Source organism: Nakamurella lactea DSM 19367, assembly GCF_000426645.1.
Classification (GTDB): Bacteria; Actinomycetota; Actinomycetes; order Mycobacteriales; family Nakamurellaceae; genus Nakamurella; species Nakamurella lactea.
The window spans coordinates 380,495-406,253 of the sequence record NZ_AUFT01000005.1; the positions used below are offsets into that span (position 1 = coordinate 380,495).

Annotated in this window: 25 protein-coding genes; 7 read left to right on the top strand and 18 right to left on the bottom strand. The window is 69.3% G+C overall.

Going from position 1 to position 25,759, the window contains the following annotated elements:
- Nucleotides 1-16 precede the first annotated feature (16 nt).
- The 3 genes from K340_RS27545 to K340_RS27550 are packed head-to-tail and all read right to left on the bottom strand — an operon-like array spanning nucleotide 17 to nucleotide 2,685.
- Nucleotides 17-1,582: a flotillin family protein gene (locus tag K340_RS27545; protein ID WP_051265083.1), complete on the bottom strand. Its 1,566-nt coding sequence runs from the start codon at nucleotides 1,580-1,582 to the stop codon at nucleotides 17-19.
- A gap of 13 nt (nucleotides 1,583-1,595) precedes the next feature.
- A complete protein-coding gene (locus K340_RS0104950) occupies nucleotides 1,596-2,150 on the bottom strand; it encodes an NfeD family protein (protein WP_051265085.1) in 555 nt (184 codons plus the stop codon).
- Nucleotides 2,151-2,208: 58 nt separating this feature from the next.
- A complete protein-coding gene (locus K340_RS27550; RefSeq protein ID WP_051265087.1) occupies nucleotides 2,209-2,685 on the bottom strand; it encodes a DUF5709 domain-containing protein in 477 nt (158 codons plus the stop codon).
- A 146-nt stretch (nucleotides 2,686-2,831) separates the two neighbouring features.
- Between K340_RS27550 and K340_RS0104960 the strand changes: the two genes are divergently transcribed.
- Nucleotides 2,832-4,118, top strand: coding sequence for an endonuclease/exonuclease/phosphatase family protein (locus K340_RS0104960; protein WP_211229267.1), 1,287 nt, complete (start codon nucleotides 2,832-2,834; stop codon nucleotides 4,116-4,118).
- A gap of 90 nt (nucleotides 4,119-4,208) precedes the next feature.
- Here K340_RS0104960 and K340_RS0104965 read toward each other — a convergent pair whose 3' ends face one another.
- From K340_RS0104965 to K340_RS0104980, 4 genes are all read right to left on the bottom strand, one after another.
- A complete protein-coding gene (locus K340_RS0104965) occupies nucleotides 4,209-4,808 on the bottom strand; it encodes a hypothetical protein (RefSeq protein ID WP_029135910.1) in 600 nt (199 codons plus the stop codon).
- The gene (locus K340_RS27555) at nucleotides 4,808-5,368 is read right to left on the bottom strand and encodes a MarR family winged helix-turn-helix transcriptional regulator (protein WP_245599449.1); all 561 of its coding nucleotides are present in this window, start codon (nucleotides 5,366-5,368) and stop codon (nucleotides 4,808-4,810) included. Before K340_RS27555 ends, K340_RS0104965 begins: the two co-directional genes overlap by 1 nt.
- Nucleotides 5,369-5,387: 19 nt before the next feature.
- The gene (locus tag K340_RS27560) at nucleotides 5,388-6,740 is read right to left on the bottom strand and encodes an NAD(P)/FAD-dependent oxidoreductase (RefSeq protein ID WP_051265089.1); all 1,353 of its coding nucleotides are present in this window, start codon (nucleotides 6,738-6,740) and stop codon (nucleotides 5,388-5,390) included.
- Between the two features lie 103 nt (nucleotides 6,741-6,843).
- Nucleotides 6,844-7,515: a DUF998 domain-containing protein gene (locus K340_RS0104980; RefSeq protein ID WP_029135911.1), complete on the bottom strand. Its 672-nt coding sequence runs from the start codon at nucleotides 7,513-7,515 to the stop codon at nucleotides 6,844-6,846.
- A gap of 113 nt (nucleotides 7,516-7,628) precedes the next feature.
- Here K340_RS0104980 and K340_RS33860 point away from each other — a divergent pair, with 113 nt between their 5' ends.
- Nucleotides 7,629-8,405, top strand: coding sequence for a DUF6636 domain-containing protein (locus K340_RS33860; protein ID WP_051265091.1), 777 nt, complete (start codon nucleotides 7,629-7,631; stop codon nucleotides 8,403-8,405).
- A 55-nt stretch (nucleotides 8,406-8,460) separates the two neighbouring features.
- On the opposite strand, the gene K340_RS0104990 is transcribed toward K340_RS33860, so the two are convergent.
- On the bottom strand, nucleotides 8,461-9,387 hold the full coding sequence (locus tag K340_RS0104990) for an Rv1476 family membrane protein (protein ID WP_029135913.1): 927 nt from the start codon (nucleotides 9,385-9,387) through the stop codon (nucleotides 8,461-8,463).
- A gap of 102 nt (nucleotides 9,388-9,489) precedes the next feature.
- Here K340_RS0104990 and K340_RS35700 point away from each other — a divergent pair, with 102 nt between their 5' ends.
- The 3 genes from K340_RS35700 to K340_RS0105005 all read left to right on the top strand — a co-directional run bounded on the left by K340_RS35700 (nucleotide 9,490) and on the right by K340_RS0105005 (nucleotide 12,475).
- The gene (locus K340_RS35700; RefSeq protein WP_029135914.1) at nucleotides 9,490-10,380 is read left to right on the top strand and encodes a hypothetical protein; all 891 of its coding nucleotides are present in this window, start codon (nucleotides 9,490-9,492) and stop codon (nucleotides 10,378-10,380) included.
- A gap of 274 nt (nucleotides 10,381-10,654) precedes the next feature.
- Nucleotides 10,655-12,049, top strand: a complete 1,395-nt coding sequence (locus K340_RS0105000; protein ID WP_029135915.1) for an aspartate aminotransferase family protein — start codon at nucleotides 10,655-10,657, stop codon at nucleotides 12,047-12,049.
- Between the two features lie 102 nt (nucleotides 12,050-12,151).
- The gene (locus K340_RS0105005; protein WP_154674082.1) at nucleotides 12,152-12,475 is read left to right on the top strand and encodes a hypothetical protein; all 324 of its coding nucleotides are present in this window, start codon (nucleotides 12,152-12,154) and stop codon (nucleotides 12,473-12,475) included.
- Here K340_RS0105005 and K340_RS0105010 read toward each other — a convergent pair.
- The 9 genes from K340_RS0105010 to K340_RS27580 are packed head-to-tail and all read right to left on the bottom strand — an operon-like array spanning nucleotide 12,400 to nucleotide 22,218.
- The gene (locus K340_RS0105010) at nucleotides 12,400-13,185 is read right to left on the bottom strand and encodes an SDR family NAD(P)-dependent oxidoreductase (RefSeq protein WP_029135917.1); all 786 of its coding nucleotides are present in this window, start codon (nucleotides 13,183-13,185) and stop codon (nucleotides 12,400-12,402) included. The two genes, K340_RS0105005 and K340_RS0105010, sit on opposite strands and share 76 nt — an antisense overlap.
- Nucleotides 13,182-14,639 carry an aldehyde dehydrogenase family protein gene (locus tag K340_RS0105015; RefSeq protein ID WP_029135918.1) on the bottom strand — a complete coding sequence of 486 codons (1,458 nt, stop codon included), beginning with the start codon at nucleotides 14,637-14,639 and terminating at the stop codon, nucleotides 13,182-13,184. The genes K340_RS0105010 and K340_RS0105015 overlap by 4 nt, the downstream gene beginning before the upstream one ends.
- Nucleotides 14,636-15,745 carry a P1 family peptidase gene (locus tag K340_RS0105020; RefSeq protein WP_029135919.1) on the bottom strand — a complete coding sequence of 370 codons (1,110 nt, stop codon included), beginning with the start codon at nucleotides 15,743-15,745 and terminating at the stop codon, nucleotides 14,636-14,638. The genes K340_RS0105015 and K340_RS0105020 overlap by 4 nt, the downstream gene beginning before the upstream one ends.
- A complete protein-coding gene (locus tag K340_RS27570) occupies nucleotides 15,742-16,992 on the bottom strand; it encodes a M20 family metallopeptidase (RefSeq protein WP_084614054.1) in 1,251 nt (416 codons plus the stop codon). The genes K340_RS0105020 and K340_RS27570 overlap by 4 nt, the downstream gene beginning before the upstream one ends.
- A complete protein-coding gene (locus tag K340_RS27575) occupies nucleotides 16,989-17,912 on the bottom strand; it encodes an ABC transporter ATP-binding protein (protein WP_211229268.1) in 924 nt (307 codons plus the stop codon). Before K340_RS27575 ends, K340_RS27570 begins: the two co-directional genes overlap by 4 nt.
- Nucleotides 17,909-18,742, bottom strand: coding sequence for an ABC transporter ATP-binding protein (locus K340_RS0105035; protein ID WP_051265093.1), 834 nt, complete (start codon nucleotides 18,740-18,742; stop codon nucleotides 17,909-17,911). Before K340_RS0105035 ends, K340_RS27575 begins: the two co-directional genes overlap by 4 nt.
- A complete protein-coding gene (locus K340_RS0105040) occupies nucleotides 18,739-19,617 on the bottom strand; it encodes an ABC transporter permease (protein WP_084614055.1) in 879 nt (292 codons plus the stop codon). Before K340_RS0105040 ends, K340_RS0105035 begins: the two co-directional genes overlap by 4 nt.
- Complete coding sequence (locus K340_RS0105045) at nucleotides 19,614-20,558, bottom strand: ABC transporter permease (protein ID WP_029135922.1); 945 nt, start codon at nucleotides 20,556-20,558, stop codon at nucleotides 19,614-19,616. Before K340_RS0105045 ends, K340_RS0105040 begins: the two co-directional genes overlap by 4 nt.
- Before the next feature lie 13 nt (nucleotides 20,559-20,571).
- Nucleotides 20,572-22,218 carry an ABC transporter substrate-binding protein gene (locus K340_RS27580; protein ID WP_245599450.1) on the bottom strand — a complete coding sequence of 549 codons (1,647 nt, stop codon included), beginning with the start codon at nucleotides 22,216-22,218 and terminating at the stop codon, nucleotides 20,572-20,574.
- 255 nt (nucleotides 22,219-22,473) lie between these two features.
- Here K340_RS27580 and K340_RS0105055 point away from each other — a divergent pair, with 255 nt between their 5' ends.
- Together K340_RS0105055 and K340_RS0105060 are read left to right on the top strand one after the other, a co-directional pair.
- Nucleotides 22,474-23,559, top strand: a complete 1,086-nt coding sequence (locus K340_RS0105055) for an ATP-dependent DNA ligase (protein WP_037362681.1) — start codon at nucleotides 22,474-22,476, stop codon at nucleotides 23,557-23,559.
- The gene (locus K340_RS0105060; protein ID WP_211229269.1) at nucleotides 23,552-24,571 is read left to right on the top strand and encodes an asparaginase; all 1,020 of its coding nucleotides are present in this window, start codon (nucleotides 23,552-23,554) and stop codon (nucleotides 24,569-24,571) included. The genes K340_RS0105055 and K340_RS0105060 overlap by 8 nt, the downstream gene beginning before the upstream one ends.
- A 108-nt stretch (nucleotides 24,572-24,679) precedes the next feature.
- Here K340_RS0105060 and ligD read toward each other — a convergent pair whose 3' ends face one another.
- Nucleotides 24,680-25,750 carry a non-homologous end-joining DNA ligase gene (gene ligD, locus K340_RS0105065; RefSeq protein WP_029135925.1) on the bottom strand — a complete coding sequence of 357 codons (1,071 nt, stop codon included), beginning with the start codon at nucleotides 25,748-25,750 and terminating at the stop codon, nucleotides 24,680-24,682.
- Between the last annotated feature and the right edge of the window lie 9 nt (nucleotides 25,751-25,759).

Genomic DNA, 25,759 nt, shown 5'->3' on the forward strand with positions numbered 1-25,759 from the left:
CTGTCATCGGTGCAGATCACTCCGCAGCGCCGCCCGACGCGGCTCCATCGATCCCGATCTGCTCCGGTGCCTTCCGGCCGGAGTCGGCGGCCACCACGGCCTCGCCGTCACTCCCCTGGCGCTTGGCACCCAGCCGGGACAGCAATCCGGCGATGTCGATGCCGGTCAGGTCGCTGGACATCTGCAGACCGTGCGCCACGTTCGATGCCACCGACTTCGACAGCGACCCCGCGCCGTCGGAGGAGATGATGGTCATCTTGTCGACCGCCGCCAACGGCGCCGACGCGGCGTTCACGATGTCCGGCAGTACCTTGACCAGCAGGTCGAGCACCGCTGCCTCGCCGTAGCCGGCGAACGCCTGCGACCGCTTGTCCATCGCCTCGGCCTCGGCTTGGCCCTTGGCCAGGATCGCCGACGCCTCTGCGGCGCCCTCTCGCTCGACGGCATCGGCGATGGCCTGCCGGCGCATCTTCTCCGACTCACCCTTCTTGGCACCCTCGATTGCGTCGGCCTCGGCCAGCGCCTGCCGCCGCAGCCGTTCGCCCTCGCCCATCAGCCTGGCCTGCTCGGCCTGCGCGCTGGCATTGGCGATGGTGGCCTGTCGATCGGCCTCGGCCTTGGCGATCGCCGCGTTCTTGTTCGCCTCGGCCTGCTGCTCGACCCGGTACCGCTCGGCGTCCGCCGGCTTGCGCACCTCGCTGTCGAGTTGCCGCTCCTTGAGCCCGGCGGTCCGCTCGGCCACCTTCTCCTGCTCGGCCAACACTCGCTGGTCCTGCGCAGCCTGGGTCAGCGGTCCGGCGGCAGCAGCCTCGGCCTTGGCGGCATCGATCTGGGAGGAGATCTCGGCCTGCTTGAGGGCCAGCTGACGGTTCGACACCGCAATGGCCTCTTCGGCCAACAGCCGTTCCTGCTCGGCGGCCTGCCGCGACTTCGCCTCGGCAATCGTTGCCTCCTTGATCACCCTGGCCGCCTCCGGCCGCCCCAGGTCCTGCAGGTAGGTGCCCTCGGCCTGGATGTCCTGCAGCTGGAAGGTATCCAGTACCAGACCCTGTCCGGTGAGCGAGGATTCGGCCTCCTCCGCGACCGCGGAGGCGAACGCCGCCCGGTCCCGGATGATTTCCTCGATCGTCAACCGGCCGACGATCGACCGCAGCGCGCCGGCCAGCACCTCGGAGGTGAAGATGTCGATGCCCTCCTGCTGGTTCAGGAATCGTTGGGCCGCAGCGCGAACCGACGACTCCGAGCCGCCGACCTTGACAATCGCGACACCTTCGAGGTCGCACTTGACGCCCTGCAGAGACACCGCGCCGCGGATGCCGACCGGGATCCGGCGGCTGGAAAGGTCGATGGTGTGCAGCTTCTGGACGATGGGCAACACGAACACGCTGGCACCCATCACCACCTTCTGCCCTGACATGTCGGTCGAGATCACCCCCTCCGAGCTGGTGATCGCGCGGCCACGCCGACCGGTCACCAGGAACGCCTGGTTCGGTCCGGCCACCTTGATCCTGGAAAGGATCAGCAACACGACCAACACAATCAGTACGACGACCCCGCCAATGGCGTACACGATGGGCGACATGCTGTTCCTACTTTCAGTCGGCGGTCGAGACAACCTCGACCAAAGTGGCTGACAGTGCTTCACTGACGAAGATCGGGGTGCCGATCGGCAGCGGCGTGTGGCTGCGGGCCGAGTACTTCAGGTCCTGACCGGCGACCCGGATCCGGACCTCGCCGAACCCGACCGCCGGGATCGGCGTGATCACCGTGCCCAGCGCCCCGGGCAGGCCCTCCTCGGTGAGCGTCGGATCGGTGCGCATCCGGATCAGGCCGGAGGTCAGCCGGACGGCGCCGTAGGCCAGTGGCAACGCGCCGACCACGCCGACGACCGTCGAGAGCGCCACCGTCGAACCGCTGGACCAGCTACCGGCCACCAGCGCCGCCGGAATGGCGCCGACGAACCCGGCACCGCCGATGAACGCGGCGATGGCCGGCAACGAGAACGGGCCGTCGGCGTCCGGGCCGCCGAAGTGCAACAGGTCTCCGACCACCAGCGCGATGACCAGCAACAGGACGCCGAAGCCGCCGATCACCAGGAACGTCAGCGTCACCGGATCCACGGCCACCCCCTGTTCGTCACGTTCTGTCACCCCTGTGACGGCCAGCCTATCCGTTCGGTTTCAGCCCCGGCCCCGATCGGTCCGACACCTACTGCCCGTCGACGAGTTCACCGTCCGGGTAGGGGTCGCCGTCGTCGGAATCGTCGTCGGCGTCCTCGTCGAACACATGCACCGCGGCTTCCTCGGCGGATGCCGCGGCACCGTCATACCCGACGTCCTCGGCCACCAGGTCCTTTTCGACGTCACTGAAGCCGTCGTTCTCCGCGTCCACCAGCCGCCCGGACCGGGCGCCGCCGACCTCGTAGTTGTCGTCGACCGTCGGGTCGCCGGCCGCCCCGACGTCGGGCTCTTCCTCGCTCAGCCGGTCGTCGAGCGACTCGTCGATCTCCGTCGACGCGTGCGGCGACGGCTCCCGATCGGGCGGCGAATACCCCTCGTCGAGCAGATCCTCAACGCCCCGGTCGAGCAGCATGTCCTGTTGGCTGAGCTGCTCGGACACGCCGTCGCCGGCGCGACCCTCGCTGCCCGGGTCGCTGTTGTCGCTCCACTGGTCTTCCTCAGCCACTGTGACTCCGTTCGTTCGTGCCCTGTCCGTTCGACGACGGTGCTGGTCCAACTCTGCCAGTCGCGCGGCCTGTTCGCCTGGTGTTCACTGTCCGTCATCGCAGCTGTGACTACTGTTGATCGACCCGAGATCCGAAGGAGAAGACCGTGCCCGTCACCACCCGTACCCGATTCCGCTACCGAGGCGCCGCGGTCGCCGGCGCCGCCCTGATCCTGCTCGCCCCCGCGGTGCCCGCGGCCGCCGCTTCCCCGGCCGCACCCGGCGACCAGCACCCCGGAAAGAGTCACGGGACCGCCGAACTCCGGCTCGCCACCTTCAACGCCAGCCTGAACCGGGCCACCGAGGGTGAGCTCTCGGCCGACCTGTCAACACCCGACGACGCGCAAGCCGCGGCGGTGGCCGAGGTGATCCAGCGTGCCCACCCGGACATCGTGCTGGTCAACGAGTTCGACTACGTCGCCGACGGTTCGGCGCTGCGCGACTTCCGCAAGAACTACCTCGAGGTGCCGCACAACGGGGCACCGGGGATCCGTTACCCGTACGCCTTCACCGCGCCGGTGAACACCGGCGTGCCCAGCGGGATGGACCTGAACAACGACGGCAGCATCGGCGGCGGTGACGACGCTTACGGCTTCGGCCTGTTCCCCGGCCAGTACGGACTCGCGGTGTTCTCCAAGTACCCGATCGACACCCGCTCGGTGCGCACCTTCCAGAAATTCCTCTGGAGGGACATGCCCGGAGCCCTGCTGCCCGACGATCCGGCCACTGCCGCACCGGCCGACTGGTACTCACCCGATGAACTGGCGAAGTTCCGGCTGTCCAGCAAGTCCCATTGGGACCTGCCGGTGAAGATCGGCCGGGAGACGCTGCACGTGCTGGTCTCGCACCCGACCCCGCCGTCCTTCGACGGCGCCGAGGACCGCAACGGCACCCGCAATCACGACGAGATCCGGTTCTGGGCCGACTACATCGGCGCGCCCGGCAGGGCGAGGTACATCTACGACGACGCCGGCCGCCACGGCGGCATCGCCCGGGGCGCGGATTTCGTGATCATGGGCGACCAGAACAGTGACCCGCTGGACGGTGATTCGGTGCCGGGCGCGATCCAGCAGCTGATCGACAACCCACGGCTGACGGACCCGAAACCCACGTCCACAGGTGCACCGGAGGCCGCTGTCCTGCAGGGCGGGGTGAACGCGACCCAGAAGTCGAACCCGATCTACGACACGGCCGACTTCAGCGACGTGCCCTCCCCCGGCAATCTGCGGGCCGACTATGTGCTGCCGTCGAAGTCCTTGCGGGTGAAGGACTCTGCGGTGTTCTGGCCGCAGCGCAGCGACCCGCTGTCCCGGCTCACCGGCGAGTACCCGTTCCCCACCAGCGACCATCGGCTGGTCTGGGTCGACGTTCAGCAGCGCGGTCACGGCCGCTGATACCAGCAGGTAGCGGATCTCTGCGGGACACGCCGGGCGCTGCCCGGCGTGTCCCGCAAGATTCCGCTACCTCCCCAGGGCGCACCACCGTCACCAGACGGCGAAGATCACCAGCAACAGCGCCAACAGATCGAAGCCGATCGCCAGCATCAGCATCAACAGGCTGAAGCCGATCAGGCCGATCAGATTGCCGACGCCGTCAGGGCGGGCCGGGTCACCGGCTCGCCGTGGCGGCGGCACCGTCGCCAGCCGCCGGCGCCGCAGCTCGACCAGCACCACCGCGATCAAGCCGAGCACCGCGATGGCGAAGGCGACGTAGCGGGCGCCACCGTCGATCGTCAGCCCGAAGAGTGCCGCGATCACCGATGGAACCGCGACCACGATGGCCAGCAGCCGCAACGGCGTGGTCAGCACCTCTCGGATCTCCGCAGAGTTGCCGGCGATCGCCCGCAGCGCCGCGAAACTGCCGCCGACACCCCCGACGCCGAACTGCGGCGACGATGCCGGGTCACCGAACGGGTCGGGCTCGGAGAACGGACTGCGCCCGGTGAAGCCGGCGGAGCCTGCAGCGGCGCCGCGATAGGCGCCGGCCGCGGCGTCGTCGACGACCTCGCCTTCGATGATCTCCGGTTCGTTGTCGGAGTCGCCGGCCGGAGAACCGTTGGGTCGCTGGTCGAACGGGTCCGTCATCAGCTGCTCACCTCGGAGATCGGGCCTGGCGCACGGTGTTCCCGAGTGGTCGGGTGGTGCTGCGGCGCGGGGGCAGCGGTGGAGAGCGGCTCGAGGCGTTCGGCCACGGTGGCGCCGATATCGGCCAGCGCCGTCAACTGCTGCGGGCTCAACACGTCGATGAACAGGTCCCGAACGGCCGCCACATGCAGCGGCGCGGCCCGCTCGATCATCCGGCGCCCCACGTCGGTGATGACCACCTCCGAGCTGCGGCCGTCGGCCGGGCAGGGCTGACGAGCCACCAGCCCCCTGGCCTGCATCCTGGTCAGGTGGTGCGAGAGCCGGCTGGCCTCCCAGTCGGTGCTGGACAGCAGGTCCTGGACGTGCACAACGCCGGCGCCCGATTCAGAGAGGGCGACAAGCACCTCGTAGTCGGACAGCGACAGACCCGAATCCCGTACCAGCTGCCGACCGATCGCCCCGAGCAGCGGCCCGCGTAGTCGGAGCACCGCCCGCCATGCCTGCTGTTCGGGTTCCGTCAGCCAGCCGGTGTCCTGGCGTCGATCCACCGAGTCGGTCACCGGACCAGCCTACGGACCGTCAGCTCGCGGCCGGATCGGTCCGCTCGGCGGGCACCTCGGGTGCCGGCTTGCCGTGGGTGAGCTGCTCGAACACCGGGACATCGCCGACGATCGGATTGGTCCGCCTGGAGGGCGAGAAGTACTTGGTGGCCAGGTTGATGAAGGTGGCCAGCCGGTTCCGGTTGGCCAGCAGGTTCTGGATGTGCACGAACATCCAGATCAGCCAGGCGATGCTGCCGGTCAGCCGCAGCGACTTGCCGAACGGCAGCTTGATGTCGGCGATGGCGGCCCGGCGACCGATGGTGGCCATCGTGCCCTTGTCGCGGTAGCGGAACGGCTCGGTGTTCCGGCCGAGCAGCAGTGCCCCGATCTGCCGGGCGGCGTGCCGTCCCTCCTGCAACGCGGGCTGGCTCAGCTGCGGCAGCGGGTCCGGGGTGACGGCCACGTCGCCGGCGGCGAAGACATTGTCGTAGCCCTCGACCCGCAGATCGTCGCGGACGGTGATCCGGCCGCCGCGGCCCTGCGGCAGTCCCCAGCTCCCGACGATCTTCGGTACCGCGACACCGGTCGCCCAGATCACCACCCCGGCCTTGAGGAAATCACCGTTGCCGAGTTCGACACCGTCCTCGCGGACCTCCTTCACCGCGGTGCCCAGCCGGACCTCGACGCCGCGTTCGCGCAGCGCCCTGGCACTGAACTCCCGCAGCTTCGGGGCGAACGGCGCGAGCACCTTGTCGGCCATCTCCAGCAGCACGATGTGGGTACGGCGCGGATCGAGCTCTGGGTACACCGTCGACATCGCGTCGTTGCGGAGCTCGGCCAGCGCGCCGGCCATCTCGACGCCGGTGGGACCGGCGCCGACCACCACAATGGTCAGGTCGTCGCCGGTCGAAGCTGCGGCCGCGTGCTCGAGTCTGGTGAAGATCCGGTCCCGCAACTGCAGGGCCTGGGCCCGCGTGTAGATGGCCATCGAGTTCGCCTCGGCACCAGGGGTGCCGAAGTAGTTCGTGGTGGCGCCCGAGCCCAGGATCAGATAGTCGTAGTCGAGCGAACCGCCGTCGGCGAAGCTGACCACCTTTGCCACCGGATCCACTCCGGTCACGTCGCCCTGCCGGAAGCTCACGTTGCGCTGCTTCATCCGGGTGGCCCGCAGGAAGTAGGTCACGTCGCCAGGGTTCAGCCCGGCGGTGGCCACCTGGTACAGCAGCGGCTGGAACGTGTTGTAGGTGTGCCGGTCGACCAGGGTGACGTCGACATCGACCTTGCCCAGTTCCTTCACCGCGGACAGCCCGGCGAACCCGCCGCCGACGACGACGACGTGGGGCCTGCGCCGCGCACTGGCGGGGCGGGCGTGGGCGGTCTGCTCGGTCATGATTTCCCTGTTCTCGATCTTGCCCGGGAGGAGCTCCGATGAGTATCCATCTACCGGGCGGTGCCGGCACGCCATCGGGCTCGGCTGCATGTACACCTCAACGCTATGACTTTTGGGGTGGTGCTGTCACACCGGACCGCGCCCGGTCCGGTCGACCGGACCCGTCGGTGTGGTCGGATTCACCCGGCAGCGGCCGCGACCCTGCGACCAGGGCCACCAGCATCAGCATGTCGACAACGGCGGCGCCCGTCTGGCTGTAGGTCCACGACTCCGCCGCTCCGACGCCGAGGGTGTCGACCCCGGTTGCGGACACGATCAGCAGGATCAGCGAGACCGCGGAGACCCCGATCAGGCCCAGCGGCAGCCACCGCGACACCCGCCGGCCCCGCACCAGGGACAGGCAACAGCCGATCGGAACCAGCGACAGCCCGAACACCGAACCCACCATGTGCACCTTCGCCCGGGGCGACTGCTGCAGGCCGCCCGGATCGGTGGCGACCAACGCCATCACCAGGCACCCGAGGAACCCGATCACCAGCAGCGTGGTGGTCAGCCGTCCGGTGGGGTTGGCCCGGTCCAACAGCAGCGGGCCGATGCTGAACGCCAGCAGGTAGAGGCTGAACAGCCAGCCGTGCGGGCCGACGCCGTACTGCGAGAACGAGATCGCCGGCGGCAGCCAATCGCCGGACACCCACTGCATCAGGATGAACAGCAGCCAGCCAACGGCGATCACACCGGTGCCGACGCGATAGGCGACGAAGGGCGAAATCCTCACATCCCTATTGTGGACGCTCGTGTCGTGAGGACATCTCGGGTACCCGTCGGTCACAATGCGTGAATGTTCTGCGATACCGGATCCTCCACCCGTCATGCGACGTCTGTATCGATATGAGCCATTACTCCCGCCGGCGACCGGTCCGGTTCTCCGCCCTGATCTGTGGTGTCGCCGGTGCAGCGTTGCTGCTGGCCGGCTGCGCGTCATCGGTGACCGGCGCCGCCGGTACCCAGTCCGGGCAGCAACCACCGAACCCGCCGAGCAGCGCCGTCGTCGGGCCGATCACAGATCCGACAAGCCCGGAGCAGCCCACCTCGGTGACGACCCCGGACCAGACGACAGCGGACGAAACCACCGCGGACGAAACCACCGGCACGTCGACTGAAGACCAGATCACGACGGCCGCCAGCACCGCTCAGCAAACCACCGCCGCGCCACCCACCAAGCCGCCGGCGCCACCCACCAAGCCGTCGGTGGTGCTGACCACCGTGGTGCACACGGCTACCGTCACAGGCGCCGCGTCGACCGATGCCGGACCCGTCCTGGCCCTCGACCATTTCACCTCACCCTCGGGCAACATCTCCTGCCTGATCACTACCGACACCGAGCCCCAGGTGCGCTGCGACCTCGCCGAGTCGTCGATCCCCAAGGATCACGATTGTCACGGCACCGGTGACTGGGGCGTTTCGGTGACGCTGATCGCCGGGCACAAGGCCGAGATGCGGTGCATCTCGGACACCGTGATGCAGCCCGGCATCCCGACCCTGGCCTATGGCCAGAAATCACAGGTCGGGCCGATCACCTGCACCAGCGCGGAGGACGGCATGCACTGTGCAGACTCCGACGGCCACGGATTTCGGCTGGCCAAGGCCAGCTACGACGTCAGCTGACGAGGCCGGGCTGACGAAAAGCCCGGGCTGCCGGGGTCACCGGCGGCCTGACGCTTCAGCCTGCCGGCGACGGACCCTCAAGGCCCGGCAGCAGGGTGTCCAGCTGCCGGTCGATGTCGTCGAGCGTCTTCTCCACGGTGGCGATCTCGGCCGCCGTGCGGTCGACCTCAGCACGGCTGGTCAACGGGGTGGCCACGACGCCGCCGAGCCGGGTGTAGTCGCCGCTCGCCCGGTTGAACCTGTCGGCCAGGTCGGGACGGTCGACCAGGCCGATCCGAGAAGTGATGGTGAGCATCAGCGGCGCCAGTACCTGCAGCCGCTTGCCCAGGCCCAGAGTGAGGTCGGCCAGGGCTTCGTGATCGGCCTTCTTCCTGCGGTTGCGTCCGATCACGCCGTAGACGATGGCCCCGATCACCACCAGGGCGACCAACCCGATCACCACCAGTGACCAGGGGAACGGCTTCGCGGTGGCCGACTCCATGTAGGCGCGGGCCGCCGAGACGTCGTCGCCGCCGGCGGCCTTGACCGCCGCTTCGGCCGCACTCTGCTGCGAGCCGGACAGCTCGTCGGAATACTGGGCAGCGCTGTCCGGTGTGAGTACCAGCACCGTCCCGCCGACCCTGGCCTTGATCTCGCCGGCGAGCGTCTGGGCGTCCTTGCTGGTCAGCCTGGTCTTCAGCGACACGATGGACAGGTTGACGCCGCCGTCTCTTGCCTGCTGGGCGATCTGCGCCAGTTCCGATTCGCTCGCCGTCGTACCGATCACCGCGACGTGGTTCGTGCCAAGGGCGCTCACCACGTCGTCGACCGACACCCCGCCGATGGTGTCTCCGTCGAAGATTCCCGCCGACGGGCCGGCCGGGGCGGCGGAGGCCGATTCGCCGAACGCGGGTCCGCCGGACGCAAGTCCGAGGAACGCGAGGATCAGCACCAGCACGCCGGTCGGTACCCATCGCCGTCGACGGTGCCGTTGGTCCTGCATGATGACCCCTGTTCTCGTGCCGGAACCGATGGGACGCGACGCGCGTCATGCCACTGCCGGACGTGCGGTGTCCGCGTCGTCATCGTAGGGAGGTCAGCCGCCGTGCTCAATCGCCTGGTCACGTCGCCGGACGGCGTCGAATGGATCGTCGGCCGGGCGTTCCTCTTTGGTCCGCCACGCTACATCGGATTTCGGTTCGGCCGGGATCGTGCCCTGTTCGAGCCGCCCAGGGTGCGCCGGGTGGCCGTCACCGCTCGCCCGCCGCTGTCGCCGACCGCGGCCATTTCCCGGGCGCCGATCCGCTGGTCGGAATCGGAGTCGGACACGGGTTCGGCGGTCGATCGGGCGGCCACCACCCATCCGCGCCGCGGCTATCGGCACCGGAGCGGCACCATCTTCCTGCCGGTCGGCCCGTCCGGTTCGTCCGGTACCGGGTCGTCCGCTCGATCGGGCCCCGGGGGCGGATCCGGATCCGGCACGTCCTGGACCCGTTCCGGTGGCGGCGGCTCGCGGTCGTTCGCCGCCGCAGGGGTGGCGGGCACCGGTTCATCGTTCAGCCGCACCAGCGGCGACTCGGCCGGCTCGTCCGGCTCGTCCGACTCGTCCGGCTCGTCCGGCTCATCGGGCAAGGGAAAGGGCGGTGGGGCGGTCGGCGGGCTGGCCGGCCTCGGCGCCTTGTTGGTCAAGGTGCTGAAATTCGCGCTGATCCTGATCGCGATCGCCATCGCCACCTGGCTGACCATCTTCGTCCTGATCCCCGCGCTGATCTTCGGTCTCTGGGCGCTGTTGATCGCACTGGCGATCGTCCGGCACGCGGTGTTCCGTCAGCCCTGGATCGTCGCGGCCAGGGAGAACCGGGCGGCGCCCCGGGTGCAGGGCTGGGCGGTCCAGGGTTGGCGTGAGTCGCAGCTGGTGGTCGATCAGGTGGCCGACGCCATCGCAGAGGGCCGCGATCCGCAGCCGCTGAACGCCACACCCGTCCGGATCGACTGACCCGGCCCCGGCCGTGCTCCCCCGACACGTAGTGGGGTTGTCCCGGCCGGTGCTCCCCGGGCACGTGTTCCCCGGGCGTAGCGGGGTTGTCCCGGCCGGTGCTCCCCGGGCACGTGTTCCCCGGGCGTAGCGGGGTTGTCCCGCGGGACAACCCCGCTACGCGCCCTGGGGTGCCGGGTGGCTGCGGGCCAGTTGAAGCCGGCCCGACGACGCGGGCGATACTGGTGGTGCCGCACCGTTGTTGTGCGGGCGGCCGCCGAAGCGAGGAGACGACATGACCACCGTTCAGTCCGACATCACCGGGATCCTGCGGTCGGCACCGGTGCGGGGACCGGTGACCGATGCCGAGGCGGATGCGGCGGCCCGCGCTGACGACCGCGGCCACGTCTTCCACTCGTGGTCGGCGCAAGGCGCCATCGACCCGCTGCCGGTGGCCGGCGGTGAGGGCACCAGGTTCTTCGACTACGCGGGAAACTCCTTCCTGGACTTCGGCTCCCAGTTGGTCAATCTGAACCTCGGACACAGCCATCCGGACCTGATCGCGGCGATCCAGCAGCAGGCCGAGCGGCTGTCCACCATCCAGCCGTCGTTCGCCAACGATGTGCGCGGCCAACTCGCCCGGCTGATCACCGAGCGGGCCGGCGACAACTTTTCCCACGTCTTCTTCACCAACGCGGGGGCCGAGGCGGTCGAGCACGCGCTGCGGCTGGCCCGGCTGCACACCGGCCGGCAGAAGGTGCTGGCCGCCTACCGCAGCTACCACGGCGCCACCGCCGGGGCGATCACGCTGACCGGTGAGCCCCGCCGCTGGGGCAGCGAGCCGGGCGTGCCCGGCGTCATCCATTTCCACGGTCCGTACCCGTACCGCAGCCCGTTCCACTCCGACTCGGCTGAGCAGGAGACCGAGCGTGCGCTGCAGCACCTGCGCGACACCATCGTCTTCGAGGGCCCGCACACCATCGCGGCCATCGCACTGGAGTCGGTGGTGGGGACCAACGGGGTGCTGGTGCCGCCGCCCGGCTATCTCGCCGGCGTGCGCGCGCTGTGCGACGAGTTCGGCATCCTGTACATCGCCGACGAGGTGATGGTCGGGTTCGGCCGGCTCGGTGAATGGTTCGGGTTCCAGGCCTTCGGCGTCCGGCCCGACCTGATCACCTTCGCCAAGGGGGTCAACTCCGGGTACGTACCGCTCGGCGGCGTGGTGATCGACGCGGCGATCGCCGAGACGTTCAGGGACAAGGCCTATCCGGGCGGGTTGACGTACTCCGGGCACCCGCTGGCCTGCGCGGCCGGCCTGGCTACCATCGACGTGTTCGAGCGTGACGGCATTCTCGATCATGTGCGGCGGCTGGGCACCGAGGTGATCGGGCCGGAACTGGCGGCGATGGCGCAGCGGCACGAACGGATCGGCGAGGTCCGTGGGCTCGGCGCGTTCTGGGCCATCGAGTTCGTCACCGACCGATCCACCAGGGAGCCGCTGGTGCCGTTCAACGCCGGTGGAGTCGCCATGGCTCCGATGAACGCGATCGCCGCCGCCTGCAAGAAGCGCGGAGTGTGGCCGTTCCTGTCGGCGAACCGGATCCACGTCGCTCCCCCGCTGATCTCCACCGAGGACGAGGTCCGCGAGGGCCTGTGGGCCATCGACGCCGCGCTCACCGAGACGGCCTAGCTCTCCGGCGGCCCGGCTCGACCGTTTCACCTGGTGGAGCCGGCCGAACAGTCCTATCGTGCAGTCCGTACGACGCGCTTCACCGTCGAAATGAGGACCGTCATGACGTGGTACTGGTGGGTATTGGTCGTCGTCGTCATCCTGCTGTTGATCGTTGCCCTGTGGGCGGTCCTGCAGCGTTGGCCGGGCCCGGACCGGGACCGGCGGGCCGCTGATGTCACGAACACTGACGACAACCCGACGAACACCGTGCTGGAGCAGGGATATGACCCCAGCCAGGCGACCAAGGTGATCGGGATGACGGCCGAGCCCGCCGCCGACGAGACCGTCGCCGGCACCGCCGGGGGCGATCAGCCGAAGGGGTCGAACCTGCCGTCGACGGCGGTCCAGCCGCCGTCCACCAGTAGCACCGACCCGGTCACGTAGCTGGCGGCATCCGAGGCGAGAAAGACTGCGGCGCCGGCCATCTCGTCCGGCCTGGCCCACCGGCCGAGCGCACTCTTGGTGGCGTAGGCGCGCTCCCAGGCGGCGTCGGCACGGATCTGCGCCGTCAGCTCGGTCTCGACGACGCCGGGTGCAATGGCGTTGAACCGGACTCCGGCCGGACCGAACTCGGCCGCGGCGGTGCGCAGCAGCTGCTGCAGGCCGGCCTTGGTGGCCGCGTAGACGCCCTGGCCGGGCTCGACCGTACTGGCCCGGATCGATGAGAAGGCAACGACCGAGCCGCCGCCGGCGGCCGCCATACCCGGGCCGTAACCGCGGATCATGTTGAACACGCTCCGCAGGTTGATCGCCACCACCCGGTCGAACTCGTCGTCGCTGTACTGCGCCAACGGTTTTCGGACGTTCGCGCCGACCGTGGTGATCAGGATGTCCGGTACGCCCCTGGCCGCCAGCCGGCCGACCTCGTCCGGGTCGGTCACGTCCAACTGCAGGTGTTGACCACCGCAGCGCAGCGCCGTTGCCTCGGCAACCGCCGGATTCAGGTCGGCAACGGTGACCAGCGCGCCATGGGCGGCCAGCGCCGTTGCCACCTCCGCACCGATCCCGCCACCGCCGACCACCAGGGCGCGCCGGCCGGTCAGATCGAACAGCCGGGTGTAGTCCGGCCGCGGCCGCTCCGGGGACACGGTCATGGCCGGATCACCGCCATCCTGGTCACGGTGAATTCTTCGACCGCCCAGCGCGGACCTTCGCGGCCAATGCCGGAGTCCTTCACCCCGCCGTAGGGCATGGCGTCGGACCGGAATCCGGGAACGTCGTTGATCACCACGCCGCCCACCTCCAGGGTATCGATGGCCGCATACGCCGTCGCCAGCGATCGGGTGAACACCGCCGCATGCAGGCCGTATCGGGAATCGTTCACCGCACGCCACGCGCTGTCGGCGTCGGGCACCCTGGAGACCGCGATCACCGGCGCAAAGATTTCCTCGCACCAGGCCTCGGAGTCCGACCGGACGTCCGTCAGCACCGTCGGGGCCAGCACCGGGCCACGCCGGCCGCCACCGGCCAGTACCGTCGCGCCGGCTGAAACCGCTGCCGCCACCATCTTCTCGACCCGCTCGGTGGCCGCCGGGTCGATCAGCGCCGAGACCCTGGTGGCCGGGTCCCTCGGGTCACCGGTGGTCACCTCGTCGAGCCGGTCCAACAGCCGCTGCACCAACTCGTCGTTGACCGCGTCCTCGACGATCACCCGCTGCACCGAAATGCAGGCCTGCCCAGAGGCGTAGAACCCGCCACGCAGGATCGCCGAGGCCGCCGCGTCCAGATCGGCATCGGCGCAGACCACCAGCGCGGCGTTGGATCCCAACTCGAGTACGGCCTTCCGCGGCGCGCAGGCCTTGGCGATCGCATGCCCGACGGCCGCCGAGCCGGTGAACGACACCACTGCCACCCGGGGGTCGGTGGTCAGCGCGACCCCGACCTCGGTCTCCCCGGTCACCAGCTGCACAGTGGCCCGGGGCGCACCGTGGGCGGCCAGGATGTCCCGAATCTCGTGCACCAGCCACAGGGTGGCCAGCGGCGTCGCCGGTGCCGGCTTGACGATCACCGGGCAACCGGCCGCCAGTGCCGGGGCGATCTTGTGCGAGGCCAACATCAACGGGTAGTTGAAACCGGCGATGCCGACCACCACGCCGGCCGGCCGGCGGGTGAAGTAGCCGACCATGCCCTCGGCGCCCGGCAGCAGGTCGATGGGCACCGTCTCGCCGTGCAGTCGGGCCGGCTCCTCGGCGGCCAGCGACCAGGTGAGGACCGTGCGGTCCACCTCGACGGTGCAGTCCACCACCGGTTTGCCGGTTTCCAGCACCAGCAGTTCGATCAGCTCGGCCCGGTGTTCGCGGACCAGGTCCGCGATCGCCGTCAGCACCGAACGGCGGACGCCGGCGGTCAGCTTCGCAACCGCCGGACGGACCCGGACCGCGGCGTCGATCGCCGCGACCGCGGCTGCCGCGGTACCTTCCGGTGCCTCGCCGACCAGGTCGCCGTTGTACGGAAACACGATGCCGCGGACCGCATCCACCCGGAACCCGTCGGGGAGCGCCTGCTCCCCGACGGGCAGCAGGTGTGGATCGCTGAGTAGCTTCGTCATGGTTGTTCCTCCGTCTCCGAGATGCCCTGCGACGGGTCCGGATATCGACCGACGGCGCTCGGCGCCAGGTCGGTGTAGGCCGGCCAGTAGCCGGCCTCGGTCCGGGTCCCGGTCGCCGCCAGGATCGCCCTGATCACCGCACGTGACACCAGATCGCCTGCTGCGCAGAGGATTTCGTGCAGGTCAACCGGATCCGGCGGCGGCCGGCGTTCGGTCGACAGTCCGAACAGGCTGTCGCCGTCGAGCAGGGTGTGTACCGGATTGACGGTGCGGGCGAGGCCGTCGTGGCCGATCCCGGCCAGCTTTCGGCACTGTGCCTTGGTGAGCGTCGCGTCGGTCGCGATCACCCCGACAGTGGTGTTCTTCAGGACCTGCGCGTCGAACGGCTGGTCCCGGACCGGCCCGCGGGGCCTGGCCGCTTCGAGCACCGCAGCCGATTCTTCGGCGGCCGGAACGATCAGCGCGTCCACGTCGTCGCGGTGCAGCAACCGCGCCCCGGACAACGCTCCGGTCAACGGGTCGACGGGTGAGCCGATGGCGTTCACCACCACCAGCGCGGCCACGGTGGTCCCGTCGTCCAGCACGATCGAGGCCGTCCCGACGCCACCCTTGAGGTGCGCGACGGCCGCACCGGTGCCGGCCCCGACGCAGCCCTGCTCGGGCGTCGACCCGGCCAACGCCGCCCGAACCGCCAGCCGGCCGGTCTCGGCATCGGGGGTCGCCCGGAAGGTGCCGCCGCGGCCGAGATCGAACAGCACCGCAGCCGGCACGATCGGCACCACCTCGCGGTCGCCGGAGCCGACCCGGAATCCGATGCCGCGGTCGGCGAGTTCGTTCGCAACGCCGTCGGCGGCGGCGAGGCCGAACGCGCTGCCGCCGGTCAGCACGATCGCGTTGATCCGTTCCATCGCGGCGCTCGGATCCAGCAGATCGGTCTCCCTGGTGCCGGGCGCCCCGCCACGGACATCCGCCCCTGCCACCATTCCGGCGTCCGGGCCGAGCACCACCGTCGTCCCGGTCAGATAGCCGTCACCGGCCATCGTGACGTGCCCGACCCGCAGACCTTCGACGTCGGTCAGCGAGTTGGACGGGCCGGGGCCGCTCATTCGGCTGGGTCCTGAGGAGCTGGTTCCTGAGGAGCTGGTTCCTGGGGAGCTGGGTCATCGACGGCGCCCTCGGCCAGGAACAGCTCGGCCGCCCTGGCGTAGACCCGGGTCGCGGTCTCGATGTCGGCCACCGCCACGAATTCGTCGGCCTGGTGGGCGATCCACTTCCCGCCGGGCCCGTAGACCACGGTCACCAGACCGGCATCGCGGGTCAGCACGGTGCCGTCGGTCGACCCCGGAACGCCGCCGTAGACCGGTTCCTCGCCGACAACGTCGAGGTGCGCCGCGGCCAACGCCTGCACCACCGGCGCGTCGACCGGGGTGTCGACGACCGGGCGTTCGACCAGCACGGTGATCTCGCTCTCCAGCCCGGCCTCGTCGGCGATCTGCTGGGTGAGCCGGGTGACCAGGTGCAGCACTCCGGGGTGCTCGGTGCCGGGCACCGTCCGGATGTCGAGCATCACCGAAGCGGTCGCCGGGATCACGTTGATCTGTTCCGGGTGCCCGGCCGTCAGCACCGTCGGGGTCAGGTAGAAGTCGCCGAGCTGCGGATGGGTCCCGACCGACGCGGCGATCTGCTCCCCGAGTTCGGTCAGTCCCAGCAGCAACTGGCCGAGCACCGGGATCGGATTCCGGCCGTGTTGGGGCATCGCGCCGTGCGCCATCACCCCGGTCAGGTCGACCCTGACCCGCAGCGCACCCTTGGCGATGGCACAGATCTCACCTGCCTCCGGTTCGCAGACGATCACTCCGTCGATGCCCGAGCGGGCCAGGTCGGAGCCGGCGAATGCGGTGGCGCCCAGCATCAGCTCTTCCTCGTCGGCCAACGCCGCGACGATGATCCGGCCGGCGAAACCGCTGAGCTGCACCGCGCGAACGGCGTGGATCATCGCCGCCACACCGGATTTCATGTCGGCCGAGCCCCGTCCGAGGAGCCGCCCGTCGACGATGTCGCCGGAGAACGGGTCGAACGACCACGACGCCCGGTCGCCCTCGGTCACCACATCGGTGTGCCCCTCGAACATCAGGGTGCGGCCCGGCCCGCTGCCGTGCACGATGCCGATCACATTGGGCCGGCCAGGAGCCACCTCGGTGACCGTCACCTCCCACTCGAAGCCGCGCATCACCTCGGCGATCAGTTCGGCGGCCGGTGTTTCGATCTCGAGCGCGTCGCGTTCGTTCACCGTACGCAGGCGCACCAATCGCTGGGTGAGCTGTACCGCAGCCGCTACGTCCGGGCCTGTCATCGCGCATCCTCTGTGTTCGTATCGGTGCTGCTGTCGTCGGTACCGCTGTCGTTCCCGCCGGCATCGGCCGTCGTGGTCGAGCGCCCACCGCGGTTCCCTGCGGCCCTGGCCCTGGCCATCTCCAGTGACTCTGCCAGGCGCGGCACGGCGGCCAACAAGCGGCGGGTGTAGGCCTGCTCGGGGTGGTCGTACACCCGTTGCACCGCCCCGGTTTCGACCAGCCGGCCGCCCTGCAGCACGGCCACCCGGTCGCAGACGCGACGGATCACCGAGAGGTCGTGGGAGACGAAGATCAGCGTCAGCGACCGGCGGGCGGCGATCTCGGCGATCAGGTCGAGCACCTGCGCCCGCACCGTGACGTCCAGCGCCGAAACGGCCTCGTCGGCGATCAGCACGGCCGGATCGGGGGCGATCGCCCGGGCGATCGAGATGCGCTGGCGTTGCCCGCCGGAGAACTGGTGCGGGTAGCGTCCGACGATCGTGGCGTCCAGACCGACCTGCTCGAGCACTTCGGCGACCCGGCCACTGACGTCCCGATGTCCTTGTACCACCAACGGTTCGGCAACGATTCGGCCGATCGTCATCCGCGGGTTCAGCGATCCCATCGGGTCCTGGAACACCACTTGCAGGGTCTTGCGCAGGAAGGTCAACCGCTTCTCCGGCAACGCGGTGATGTCGGTGCCGTCGACCAGCACCCGGCCGCTGGTGGCCTTCTCCAGGCCGGCGATGATCCGCATCAGGGTCGTCTTGCCCGATCCGGATTCCCCCACCACCCCGAACGCCGAGCCGCGCGGGATCGTCAGGTCGACACCGTCCAGTGCCGTCACGGTGCCGCCGCCGGGCCGGTGGAACTTCCGACCGACGCCGGTCAACTGGACCACCGCGTCGGTGACGGGTGCGGCCGCGGACGCTCCGGTCATCGGGTGCTCGATTCTGATTGTTCGCCTCCGAGGTCGGCGTCGGCCAACAACCGGCGGGTGTGCTCGTGCTGCGGCTTCGTCAGAACCTCGGTCACCGGTCCCTGCTCGACGATCCGGCCGCCGTACATCACCAGCACCCGGTCGCAGATCCTGGCCACCACCGCCAGGTCGTGGGAGATGAACAGCAGCGCGGAATCCGCAGCCGCCGCCCGTCGGTCGATCAGGTCCAGCACCGTCGCCTGCACGGTGACGTCGAGCGCGGTGGTCGGTTCGTCGCAGATCAGCAGGTCGGGGCTGTTCGCCATCGCGATGGCGATCACCACCCGTTGTCGCTGCCCACCGGACAGCTGGTGCGGATACGACTTCGCGATCCGCTGCGGGTCCGGCAGCCCGACAACGGTCAGCAGGTCCTGTACCTCGGCCCGGGCCCGGCCCGCCGACATCCCGTGCAGGCGCAGCACTTCGGCGACCTGCCGGCCGACCCGCATGGTCGGGTTCAGCGCCGTCATCGGTTCCTGGAAGACCATTCCGGTGCGCTGACCGCGGATCCGGGCGAGTCGCCGTTCCGGGGTGGTCAGCAGGTTGCCGTCCTCGCCGTCCATCCGGACGCTGCCGGAGGCCGTCAGACCCTCTGGCAGCAACTGGGCGATCGCCATGCAGGTCAGGGATTTGCCGGAGCCGGAGGCGCCGATGATGCCCACCCGTTCCCGTTGCGCGATCTGGAGCGAGATGTCGTCGATCAGGACCGACGAGCCGGCGCGAACCGTCAGCCCGGAGACCTCGAGCAACGGTCCGGGGACCGATTTCTGTTGGGGTGCGGTCGTCGTCATCGGCCCGCCAACCTGGGATCGAACCGGTCGCGGAGCCCGTCACCGAGCAGGTTGAAGCCGACCACCGCGATCGCGATCGCCAACGCCGGCCACACGGTGATCATCGGGTAGCTGCTCAGCGTGCTCTGCGACTCCTGCAGCATCAGACCCCACGACGGGGTGGTGAGTCCGGCGCCGAACCCCAGGTACGACAGGCCGGCCTCGGCCAGGATCGCGATGGCGTACGACACCGACGACTGCACGATGACCAGGCCGAGCACGTTCGGCAGCACGTGGTTCCAGGCGATGCCGAGCCGGGACCGACCGGCCACCCTGGCCGCCTGCACGTATTCGGATTCCAGCACCACCAACGCCCCGGAGCGCACCACCCTGATGAACGACGGGATGGTGGCGATGCCGATGGCGATCATCGCGGTGGTGATGCCGCCGCCCCAGATCGCCGCGAACATCAGCGCCAGCAGTAGCGCAGGGAAGGCCAGCAGCAGGTCGGTGCAGCGCATCAGGAACTCGGAGTACCGGCGCGGCACCATGGCGGCCAGGATGCCCAGCGGCGTACCGATCACCGCCGCGATGCCGACCGCGACAATGCCCACGTACAGCGTGGTTTTCGCGCCGGCCATCAACAGCGAGGCGATGTCCCGACCGAGTCGGTCGGTGCCCAGCAGGTGGCCGCCGACGCCCATCCCGACCTTGGCGTTGGCGGTGTCGGTGAAGCCGGTGTCGAACGGCGTCCAGAAAAAGCTCACCACGCCGGCGACGGCGACCGCGACGACGATCACCGCGCCGATCACCAGCAGCGCGTTCGGCCCGCGCCGGTTCGCTCCCGGCGCCGCTGTCACCGGATCGACCGGCCTGGCAGTTGGATCGAGGCTCATTTCGCACGCAACCTTGGATCGATCAGGGTGTAGGCGATGTCCACCAGGAAGCTGACCAGCAGTGCGAACAGGACCAGCACGAACACGATGCCCTGCACCGTCATCAGGTCCCGGTTGGAGACCGCGTCGGTGAGCATCGAACCCACCCCGGGGATGACGAACACCCGCTCGATCACCACCGCGCCGATCATCAGCGTCACCAACTGCACGCCGAGCACGGTGACCACTGGGATCGAGGCATTGCGCAGCCCGTGCCGCAGCAGCGCCTGCATCGGCCGCAGGCCCTTCGATCTGGCTGTCCGCAGGTAGTCCTGCCCCATCTCGTCCAGTACCGCCGATCGCACGTAGCGGGTGAGCACCGCCCCCTGCACCAGCCCGAGCGAGAGCCACGGCAGGATCATGTGCTTGACGAACCCACCCGGATCGGTGGCCGGCACCACATAACCGTTGGGTGGCAGCCACTTCCACCGCATCGCCACCAGGGCGATCAGCAGCATGCCGGCCAGGAACGCCGGCACCGCCACCCCGACCTGACTCAGCCCGGAGATCAGGATGCCGGACACCTTGCGATGCCGAACCGCGGCCAGCACCCCCAGCGGGATCGAGATGATCAGCGCCACCACCACCCCGCCGAGCACCAGCCACAGCGTCACGGTGAACCGGTCGAACAGCATCGGCCCGATCGGCAGCTTCGAGGAGAACGACCGACCGAAGTCGCCGTGCAGCACCCCGCCGATCCAGGACAGGTACTGGGTGATCAGCGGGCGGTCCAGGCCCATCTCGGTGCGCAACGCCGCCACCGACTCGTCGGTGGCGCCGAATCCGAGGGCAACGCGGGCCGGGTCGCCGGGAAGGATCGACAGCACGAAGAAGATCAGCACCGAGGCGCCGAAGGCGCTGACGACGAAGACCAGTGCCCGGATCCCGAATCGTCTGAGCATCAACCGTCGTTCGTCAGCCGACCGAGATGGTGGTCAGGTCGAAGGACTCGGTGATCTGGTTCTTCTCGATTCCCTTGACGTTCGCGTCGGCGACGATCAGGTTCGGGAAGGCCCACAGCCAGACTCCGGCGGCGTCGTCGGCGAGGATCTCGGTGACCTTCTTGTAGTCGGCGATCATCGTGTCCCGGTCGGCGGCGTCGCCGTCCTTGAGCAACTTCTGCACTTCGGGGTTGTCATAGTGCGTGTAGTACTTCGGATCTCCCCAGATGGTGGCCAGGTCGTTCGGCTCGACGTGGTTGATGATCGACATGTCGTAGTTGCCGTCGGTGAACACCTGCTGCAGCCAGTCGGCCGGGAAGTCGAGGGTGTCGACCTGTACGGTGATGCCGATCTGCTTGAGCTGCGAGGCCACCACCGGGGCCGCGGCGGTCGCGTACGGCAGGTTCGGCACCCGCAGCCGCAGGGTGTAGGTCTTGCCGCCCAGCAGTTCTTTCGCCTTCGCCGGATCGTACGGATACTTGTTCGACAGGTCGGTGTACCACGGATCGGTCGGCACCGCATGCGAGCCGATCAGCGTGCCCTTACCCGCCCAGACGGTGTCCAGGATCGCCTTGCGGTCCAGGCCGTAGGAGATCGCCTGCCGGACGTTCTTGTCCGTCAGCGGCGCCTTGGCGTTGTTGAAGCTCAGCAGCACCTCACCGGTGGTGGTGCCCTCGATCACCTGGAACTTGCTGGTGTCGGAGAACTGGTCGAGGGTGTCGGGTGTCTGCACCGAGGAGATCACGTTGATGCTGCCGCCGATCTCGGCGTTGTTCATCGCGGTGGCGTCCTTGAAGTACTTGAGCGTCACCGTCTGCATCGACGACGGGGTGCCCCAGTAGTCGGGATTGCGCTGCAATACCAGCTCGACGTTCGGGTTGTACGAGGCGACCGTGTACGGGCCGGTGCCGATCGCCTTGGTGGCCAGCGCATCGACGCCGGTCTTGGAGAACATCGCCCCCACCCGGGTGGTCATGCTGTAGAGCCAGCTCTGACTGGGCGTGGACAGGGTGACCTTCAACGTGGTCGGATCGACGGCCTCGGCCTTGCTGACCACGTCCATCTTGGCCTTGACCGCCGGCTTCCAGCCCTTCTTCACCCGGTCGATCGAGAAGACCGCGTCGTCGGCGGTGAAGTCGGCACCGTTGGAGAACTTGACCCCCTTGCGCAGGGTGAAGGTGTAGGTCTTCTGATCGTCCGAGACCTTCCACGATTCGGCCAGCAGCGGCACGATCTTGCCGCTGCCGTCCATCTTCACCAGGCCCTCGTAGACGTTGTACAGCAGCGCCTGCGGGATGGCCGCGCCGTCATCCTGGGTGAAATCGAGGCTGGCCGGGGCCGCTACGAACCCGACGGTCAGGCTGGCGTTCGACGGTGCCGGCGCGCTGCTACCGGCGCTCGCCGATTCGGAAGCCGGCGCCGTACTGTCGGCGCTGCCCTCGGTCGTCGCGGATTCGGACTGGCTGGTGGTGGTGCCGGTCGGCGCCGCCTCCGAGGTCGCTGGAGCGGAGGTGCTCGGGGCCGTGCTGGAGCCGGCGCTGCAGCCGGCCAGGGCCACCATCCCGGCGGCCAGCAGGGCGATCGTGCTGCGGAGGCCCATGCGGGCTCGCGTCCTCGTCATCGGTGGGTCCCTTCATCGCGAGGTCGGCGTCGGTGCCGGGCGGGGCCCGGCCCCAGAACGATGATCATTGCACCAGGTACCCGAATCGTTGCGTGACGTGACCCACCTGTGACACCGGCGGTCGAATGTCACACCGGACCGGACGCGGCGACCAGGTCCCCCAGGCAGGTAGCGGAATGTTCAAAGGACACGCCGTGAGGTTCGCGTTACCTGTTGAGCATTCCGCTACCTGAGGGTTCGCGGCAGACTGTCCCGATGGTGCTTCCACTGTCGCTGCCGATCGATCCGATGCTGGCCAAATCGTCGCCGACGGTTCCGGCGGCCGACAGCGTGCCCGGCGGGCTGGCCTACGAACCGAAATGGGACGGCTTCCGCTGCCTGGTGCTGCGCGACGGCGACGACGTCGAGCTCGGCAGCCGCGGCTCGAAGCCGCTCACCAGATACTTTCCCGAGCTGGTCGAGGCGGCTTTGGCCCACCTGCCGGAGCGGTGCGTGCTGGACTGCGAGATCGTCGTCCGCTCCGGCGAGCCCGGGGCGGAGCGGCTGGACTGGGACGCGTTGGGCCAGCGCATCCACCCGGCCGCCTCCCGGGTGAAACTGCTGTCCGAGCAGACCCCGGCCGAGATCATCGCCTTCGATCTGCTGGCCCTGGATGACGACGACCTGACCGGCCTGCCCTATGCCCAGCGGCGGGAGCGGTTGGCGGCGATGTTCGCCGACCGGGTGCACGGTGCGCCGATCCATCTCTCCCGGATCACCCGCGACGCCGCGCTGGCGCAGGAATGGTTCGAGCGGTTCGAGGGCGCCGGGCTGGACGGGGTGGTGGCCAAGGCGCTGGACCAGCCGTACCTGCCGGGAAAGCGCGGCTGGCTCAAGATCAAGCACCAACGCACCGCGGAGGCGGTGGTGCTCGGCTACCGGATCCACAAGTCCGGTACCGGAGTCGGCTCGCTGCTGATCGGGCTCTACACCGACGACGGCAAGCTGGTGAACGTCGGCGGGGTGGCGTCATTCACCAACGCCCGGCGGGTGGAATTGATCGACGAACTGGCTCCATTGGTCGAGACGGACGACAGCGGCCAGGCGGTGCGCGGTGAGACCGACAAGTCGCGGTTCTCCGGTGGCAAAGATGTCGGGTACGTCAAACTGCGCCCGGAGAAGGTGGTGGAGGTCGGCTACAACCAGATGGAGGCTTGGCGGTTCCGTCATCCCGCGACCTTCCTGCGCTGGCGCCCCGACCGTGACCCGAGTTCGTGCACCTTCGACCAGGTCGACCGGGCCATCGCCTACGACCTGGCCGCGGTCCTGGACGATGAACAGTCCGGCGACAAGCGTGGCTGACGAACCGGCCTCCGGTGCGCCGCTTCCCCTGGTCGGCTACATCGCGCTCGGCGGCACCATCGCCTCTGTACCCGAGGCCGGCCGGGTCGGCGCCGCTCCCGGCCTCTCGTCGGCCGAGCTGGCTGCGGCGGTGCCGGGGCTGACGACATTCGCCCGGATCGAGACGGCTGACGTGGATCGGGTCGGCTCGTCCGAGCTCACCATGGAGCAGGTGCTGACAGTGCGCGACACCGCGGAAGCCCTGGTGGACCGCGGCGCCGTTGGCGTGGTGGTCTCGCAGGGCACGGACAGCCTGGAGGAGTCCGCATACGCGCTGGATCTGCTGTGGGACCGACCGGAACCCGTCGTCTTCACCGCCGCGATGCGCACCGCGGCGATGCCCGGCGCGGACGGCCCGGCCAACCTGCTCGGAGCCGTCCGCTGCGCGATCGCCGAGCCGGCGCGGGATCTCGGCGTGCTGGTGTGCCTGAACGACGAGGTGCATGCCGCGCGCTGGGTGCGCAAGACACACACCAGTAGCGTCGCGACCTTCCGATCGGACCCGCTGGGGCCGTTGGGCTGGTTGGTCGAGGACCGGCTGCGGATCCCGTTGCGGCACCGCAGGTTCCCGGCCGTGCCGCTGGTGGCCGACGCACCGATCCCGCCGGTCGCCCTTGTCACGTCGGTACTGGGTGATGACGGGCGTGTGCTGGCCGAGTTACCGCGGCTGGGCTATCGGGGGCTGGTGCTGGCCGGGATGGGTGGTGGCCACGTCCCGTCCAGCTGGCTGGCCGCGTTGCGCGGACTCGTGGAGCAGCTGCCGGTGGTTCTGGCCTGCCGAACCGGCGCCGGCGAAGGACTCCGCAACACCTACAGTCGTCCCGGCAGCGAGATCGACCTGCTGGCAACGGGTCTGGTGTCGGCCGGCGCCCTGCACCCGTTCAAGGCACGGATGCTGCTCACCATCGCGTTGGCTGCCGGGTATGACGACACCGCGCGGCGGCAGCTGTTTGCCGAGCGTGCCGCCGGCTGACCCCCCGTCGGCGCTTATCAACTTTCGAGGCGCTTGCGTACCCGGCCATGGTGGGACTGGAGTGACGGGAGTCAACCACTTCAGAAGCGGCTGCGATGTTGATAAGCGCTAGTTGTCGATCCGGTTGCCCTCGCCGTCCCAGTTTTCGGCCACCTTCTTGCTGGGCTGCACCCGCGGCGGCTCGTTCGGCATCTTCGGATAGTCCGGCGGGAAGTTCAGCTCACCGAGTCCGCGCTCGTTGATGTCGGTCTCCCACAAGGCGATCGCCGCGTTCACGTCGCCGACGGCATCGTCCATCGCGGCCCAGGCGTCGCCGTCGGCGGCCAGCAGGTCGGGCACGGTGCGAATGGTGAAGTCGCGGGTGGCGACGTCCGGCAACTGGTCCCAGGACACCGGCATCGACACGGTGCCGCCCGGCAACGGCCGGGGGCTGTAGGCCGCGGCGATGGTCCGGTCCCGGCAGGCCTGGTTGAAGTCGATGAAGATGCGGTCGCCGCGTTCTTCCTTCCACCACGCCGTGGTCACCAGATCCGGCAGCCGGCGCTCCAGCTCCCTGGCGATCCCGATCACCCCGTGCCGGACGTCGAGGAACTCGTGGCTCGGCGCGATCCGGCTGAACACATGTAGTCCGCGACTGCCGGAGGTCTTGACGAACGGAGTGAAGCCCAACTCCCGCAACAACTCCCCCAGCCCCTGCGCAGCCCGCACCACGTCGGAGAACGGCCGGCCCGGCTGCGGATCGAGATCGATCCGCAACTCGTCGGGGTTGTCCGGTTCGCCGGTGCGGACCGGCCACGGGTGCAGGGTGACGGTATTCATCTGCACCGTCCAGACCGCGGTGGCCACCTCGTCGATCACCAGCTGCGGGTGCGAGCGCCCCGACGGGTAGACCACCGGAACGGCGCGGGCCCAGTCCGGCACCCCGCGCGGTGGGTTCTTCGAATAGAACGCCTCGCCGTCCACCCCGTCGGGGTAACGCTGCAGGGTGACCGGCCGGTCGCCGACCGCCCGCAGCAGTGCCGGTCCGACGGCCACCGTGTAGCGCGCGAGATCGAGCTTGCTGATCGCCGGTCCCAATTCGGACTCGACCCACATCACCCGTTCGGGGCTCGACACCCGGACCTTGCGAACCTCGTCACCCGGGCCGGGTACCTCGAGAATCGTTGCGGCGGTGGCCATCTGATCGAC

Bases quoted from the DNA above. Each gene is read 5' to 3' on its own strand.
- K340_RS27545 (WP_051265083.1), bottom strand. From the start codon at position 1,582: ATGTCGCCCATCGTGTACGCCATTGGCGGGGTCGTCGTACTGATTGTG.
- K340_RS0104965 (WP_029135910.1), bottom strand. From the start codon at position 4,808: ATGACGGACCCGTTCGACCAGCGACCCAACGGTTCTCCGGCCGGCGAC.
- K340_RS27560 (WP_051265089.1), bottom strand. From the start codon at position 6,740: ATGACCGAGCAGACCGCCCACGCCCGCCCCGCCAGTGCGCGGCGCAGG.
- K340_RS33860 (WP_051265091.1), top strand. From the start codon at position 7,629: ATGAGCCATTACTCCCGCCGGCGACCGGTCCGGTTCTCCGCCCTGATC.
- K340_RS0104990 (WP_029135913.1), bottom strand. From the start codon at position 9,387: ATGCAGGACCAACGGCACCGTCGACGGCGATGGGTACCGACCGGCGTG.
- K340_RS0105000 (WP_029135915.1), top strand. From the start codon at position 10,655: ATGACCACCGTTCAGTCCGACATCACCGGGATCCTGCGGTCGGCACCG.
- K340_RS0105005 (WP_154674082.1), top strand. From the start codon at position 12,152: ATGACGTGGTACTGGTGGGTATTGGTCGTCGTCGTCATCCTGCTGTTG.
- K340_RS0105010 (WP_029135917.1), bottom strand. From the start codon at position 13,185: ATGACCGTGTCCCCGGAGCGGCCGCGGCCGGACTACACCCGGCTGTTC.
- K340_RS0105015 (WP_029135918.1), bottom strand. From the start codon at position 14,639: ATGACGAAGCTACTCAGCGATCCACACCTGCTGCCCGTCGGGGAGCAG.
- K340_RS0105020 (WP_029135919.1), bottom strand. From the start codon at position 15,745: ATGAGCGGCCCCGGCCCGTCCAACTCGCTGACCGACGTCGAAGGTCTG.
- K340_RS27570 (WP_084614054.1), bottom strand. From the start codon at position 16,992: ATGACAGGCCCGGACGTAGCGGCTGCGGTACAGCTCACCCAGCGATTG.
- K340_RS27575 (WP_211229268.1), bottom strand. From the start codon at position 17,912: ATGACCGGAGCGTCCGCGGCCGCACCCGTCACCGACGCGGTGGTCCAG.
- K340_RS0105035 (WP_051265093.1), bottom strand. From the start codon at position 18,742: ATGACGACGACCGCACCCCAACAGAAATCGGTCCCCGGACCGTTGCTC.
- K340_RS0105040 (WP_084614055.1), bottom strand. From the start codon at position 19,617: ATGAGCCTCGATCCAACTGCCAGGCCGGTCGATCCGGTGACAGCGGCG.
- K340_RS0105045 (WP_029135922.1), bottom strand. From the start codon at position 20,558: ATGCTCAGACGATTCGGGATCCGGGCACTGGTCTTCGTCGTCAGCGCC.
- K340_RS27580 (WP_245599450.1), bottom strand. From the start codon at position 22,218: ATGACGAGGACGCGAGCCCGCATGGGCCTCCGCAGCACGATCGCCCTG.
- K340_RS0105055 (WP_037362681.1), top strand. From the start codon at position 22,474: ATGGTGCTTCCACTGTCGCTGCCGATCGATCCGATGCTGGCCAAATCG.
- ligD (WP_029135925.1), bottom strand. From the start codon at position 25,750: ATGGCCACCGCCGCAACGATTCTCGAGGTACCCGGCCCGGGTGACGAG.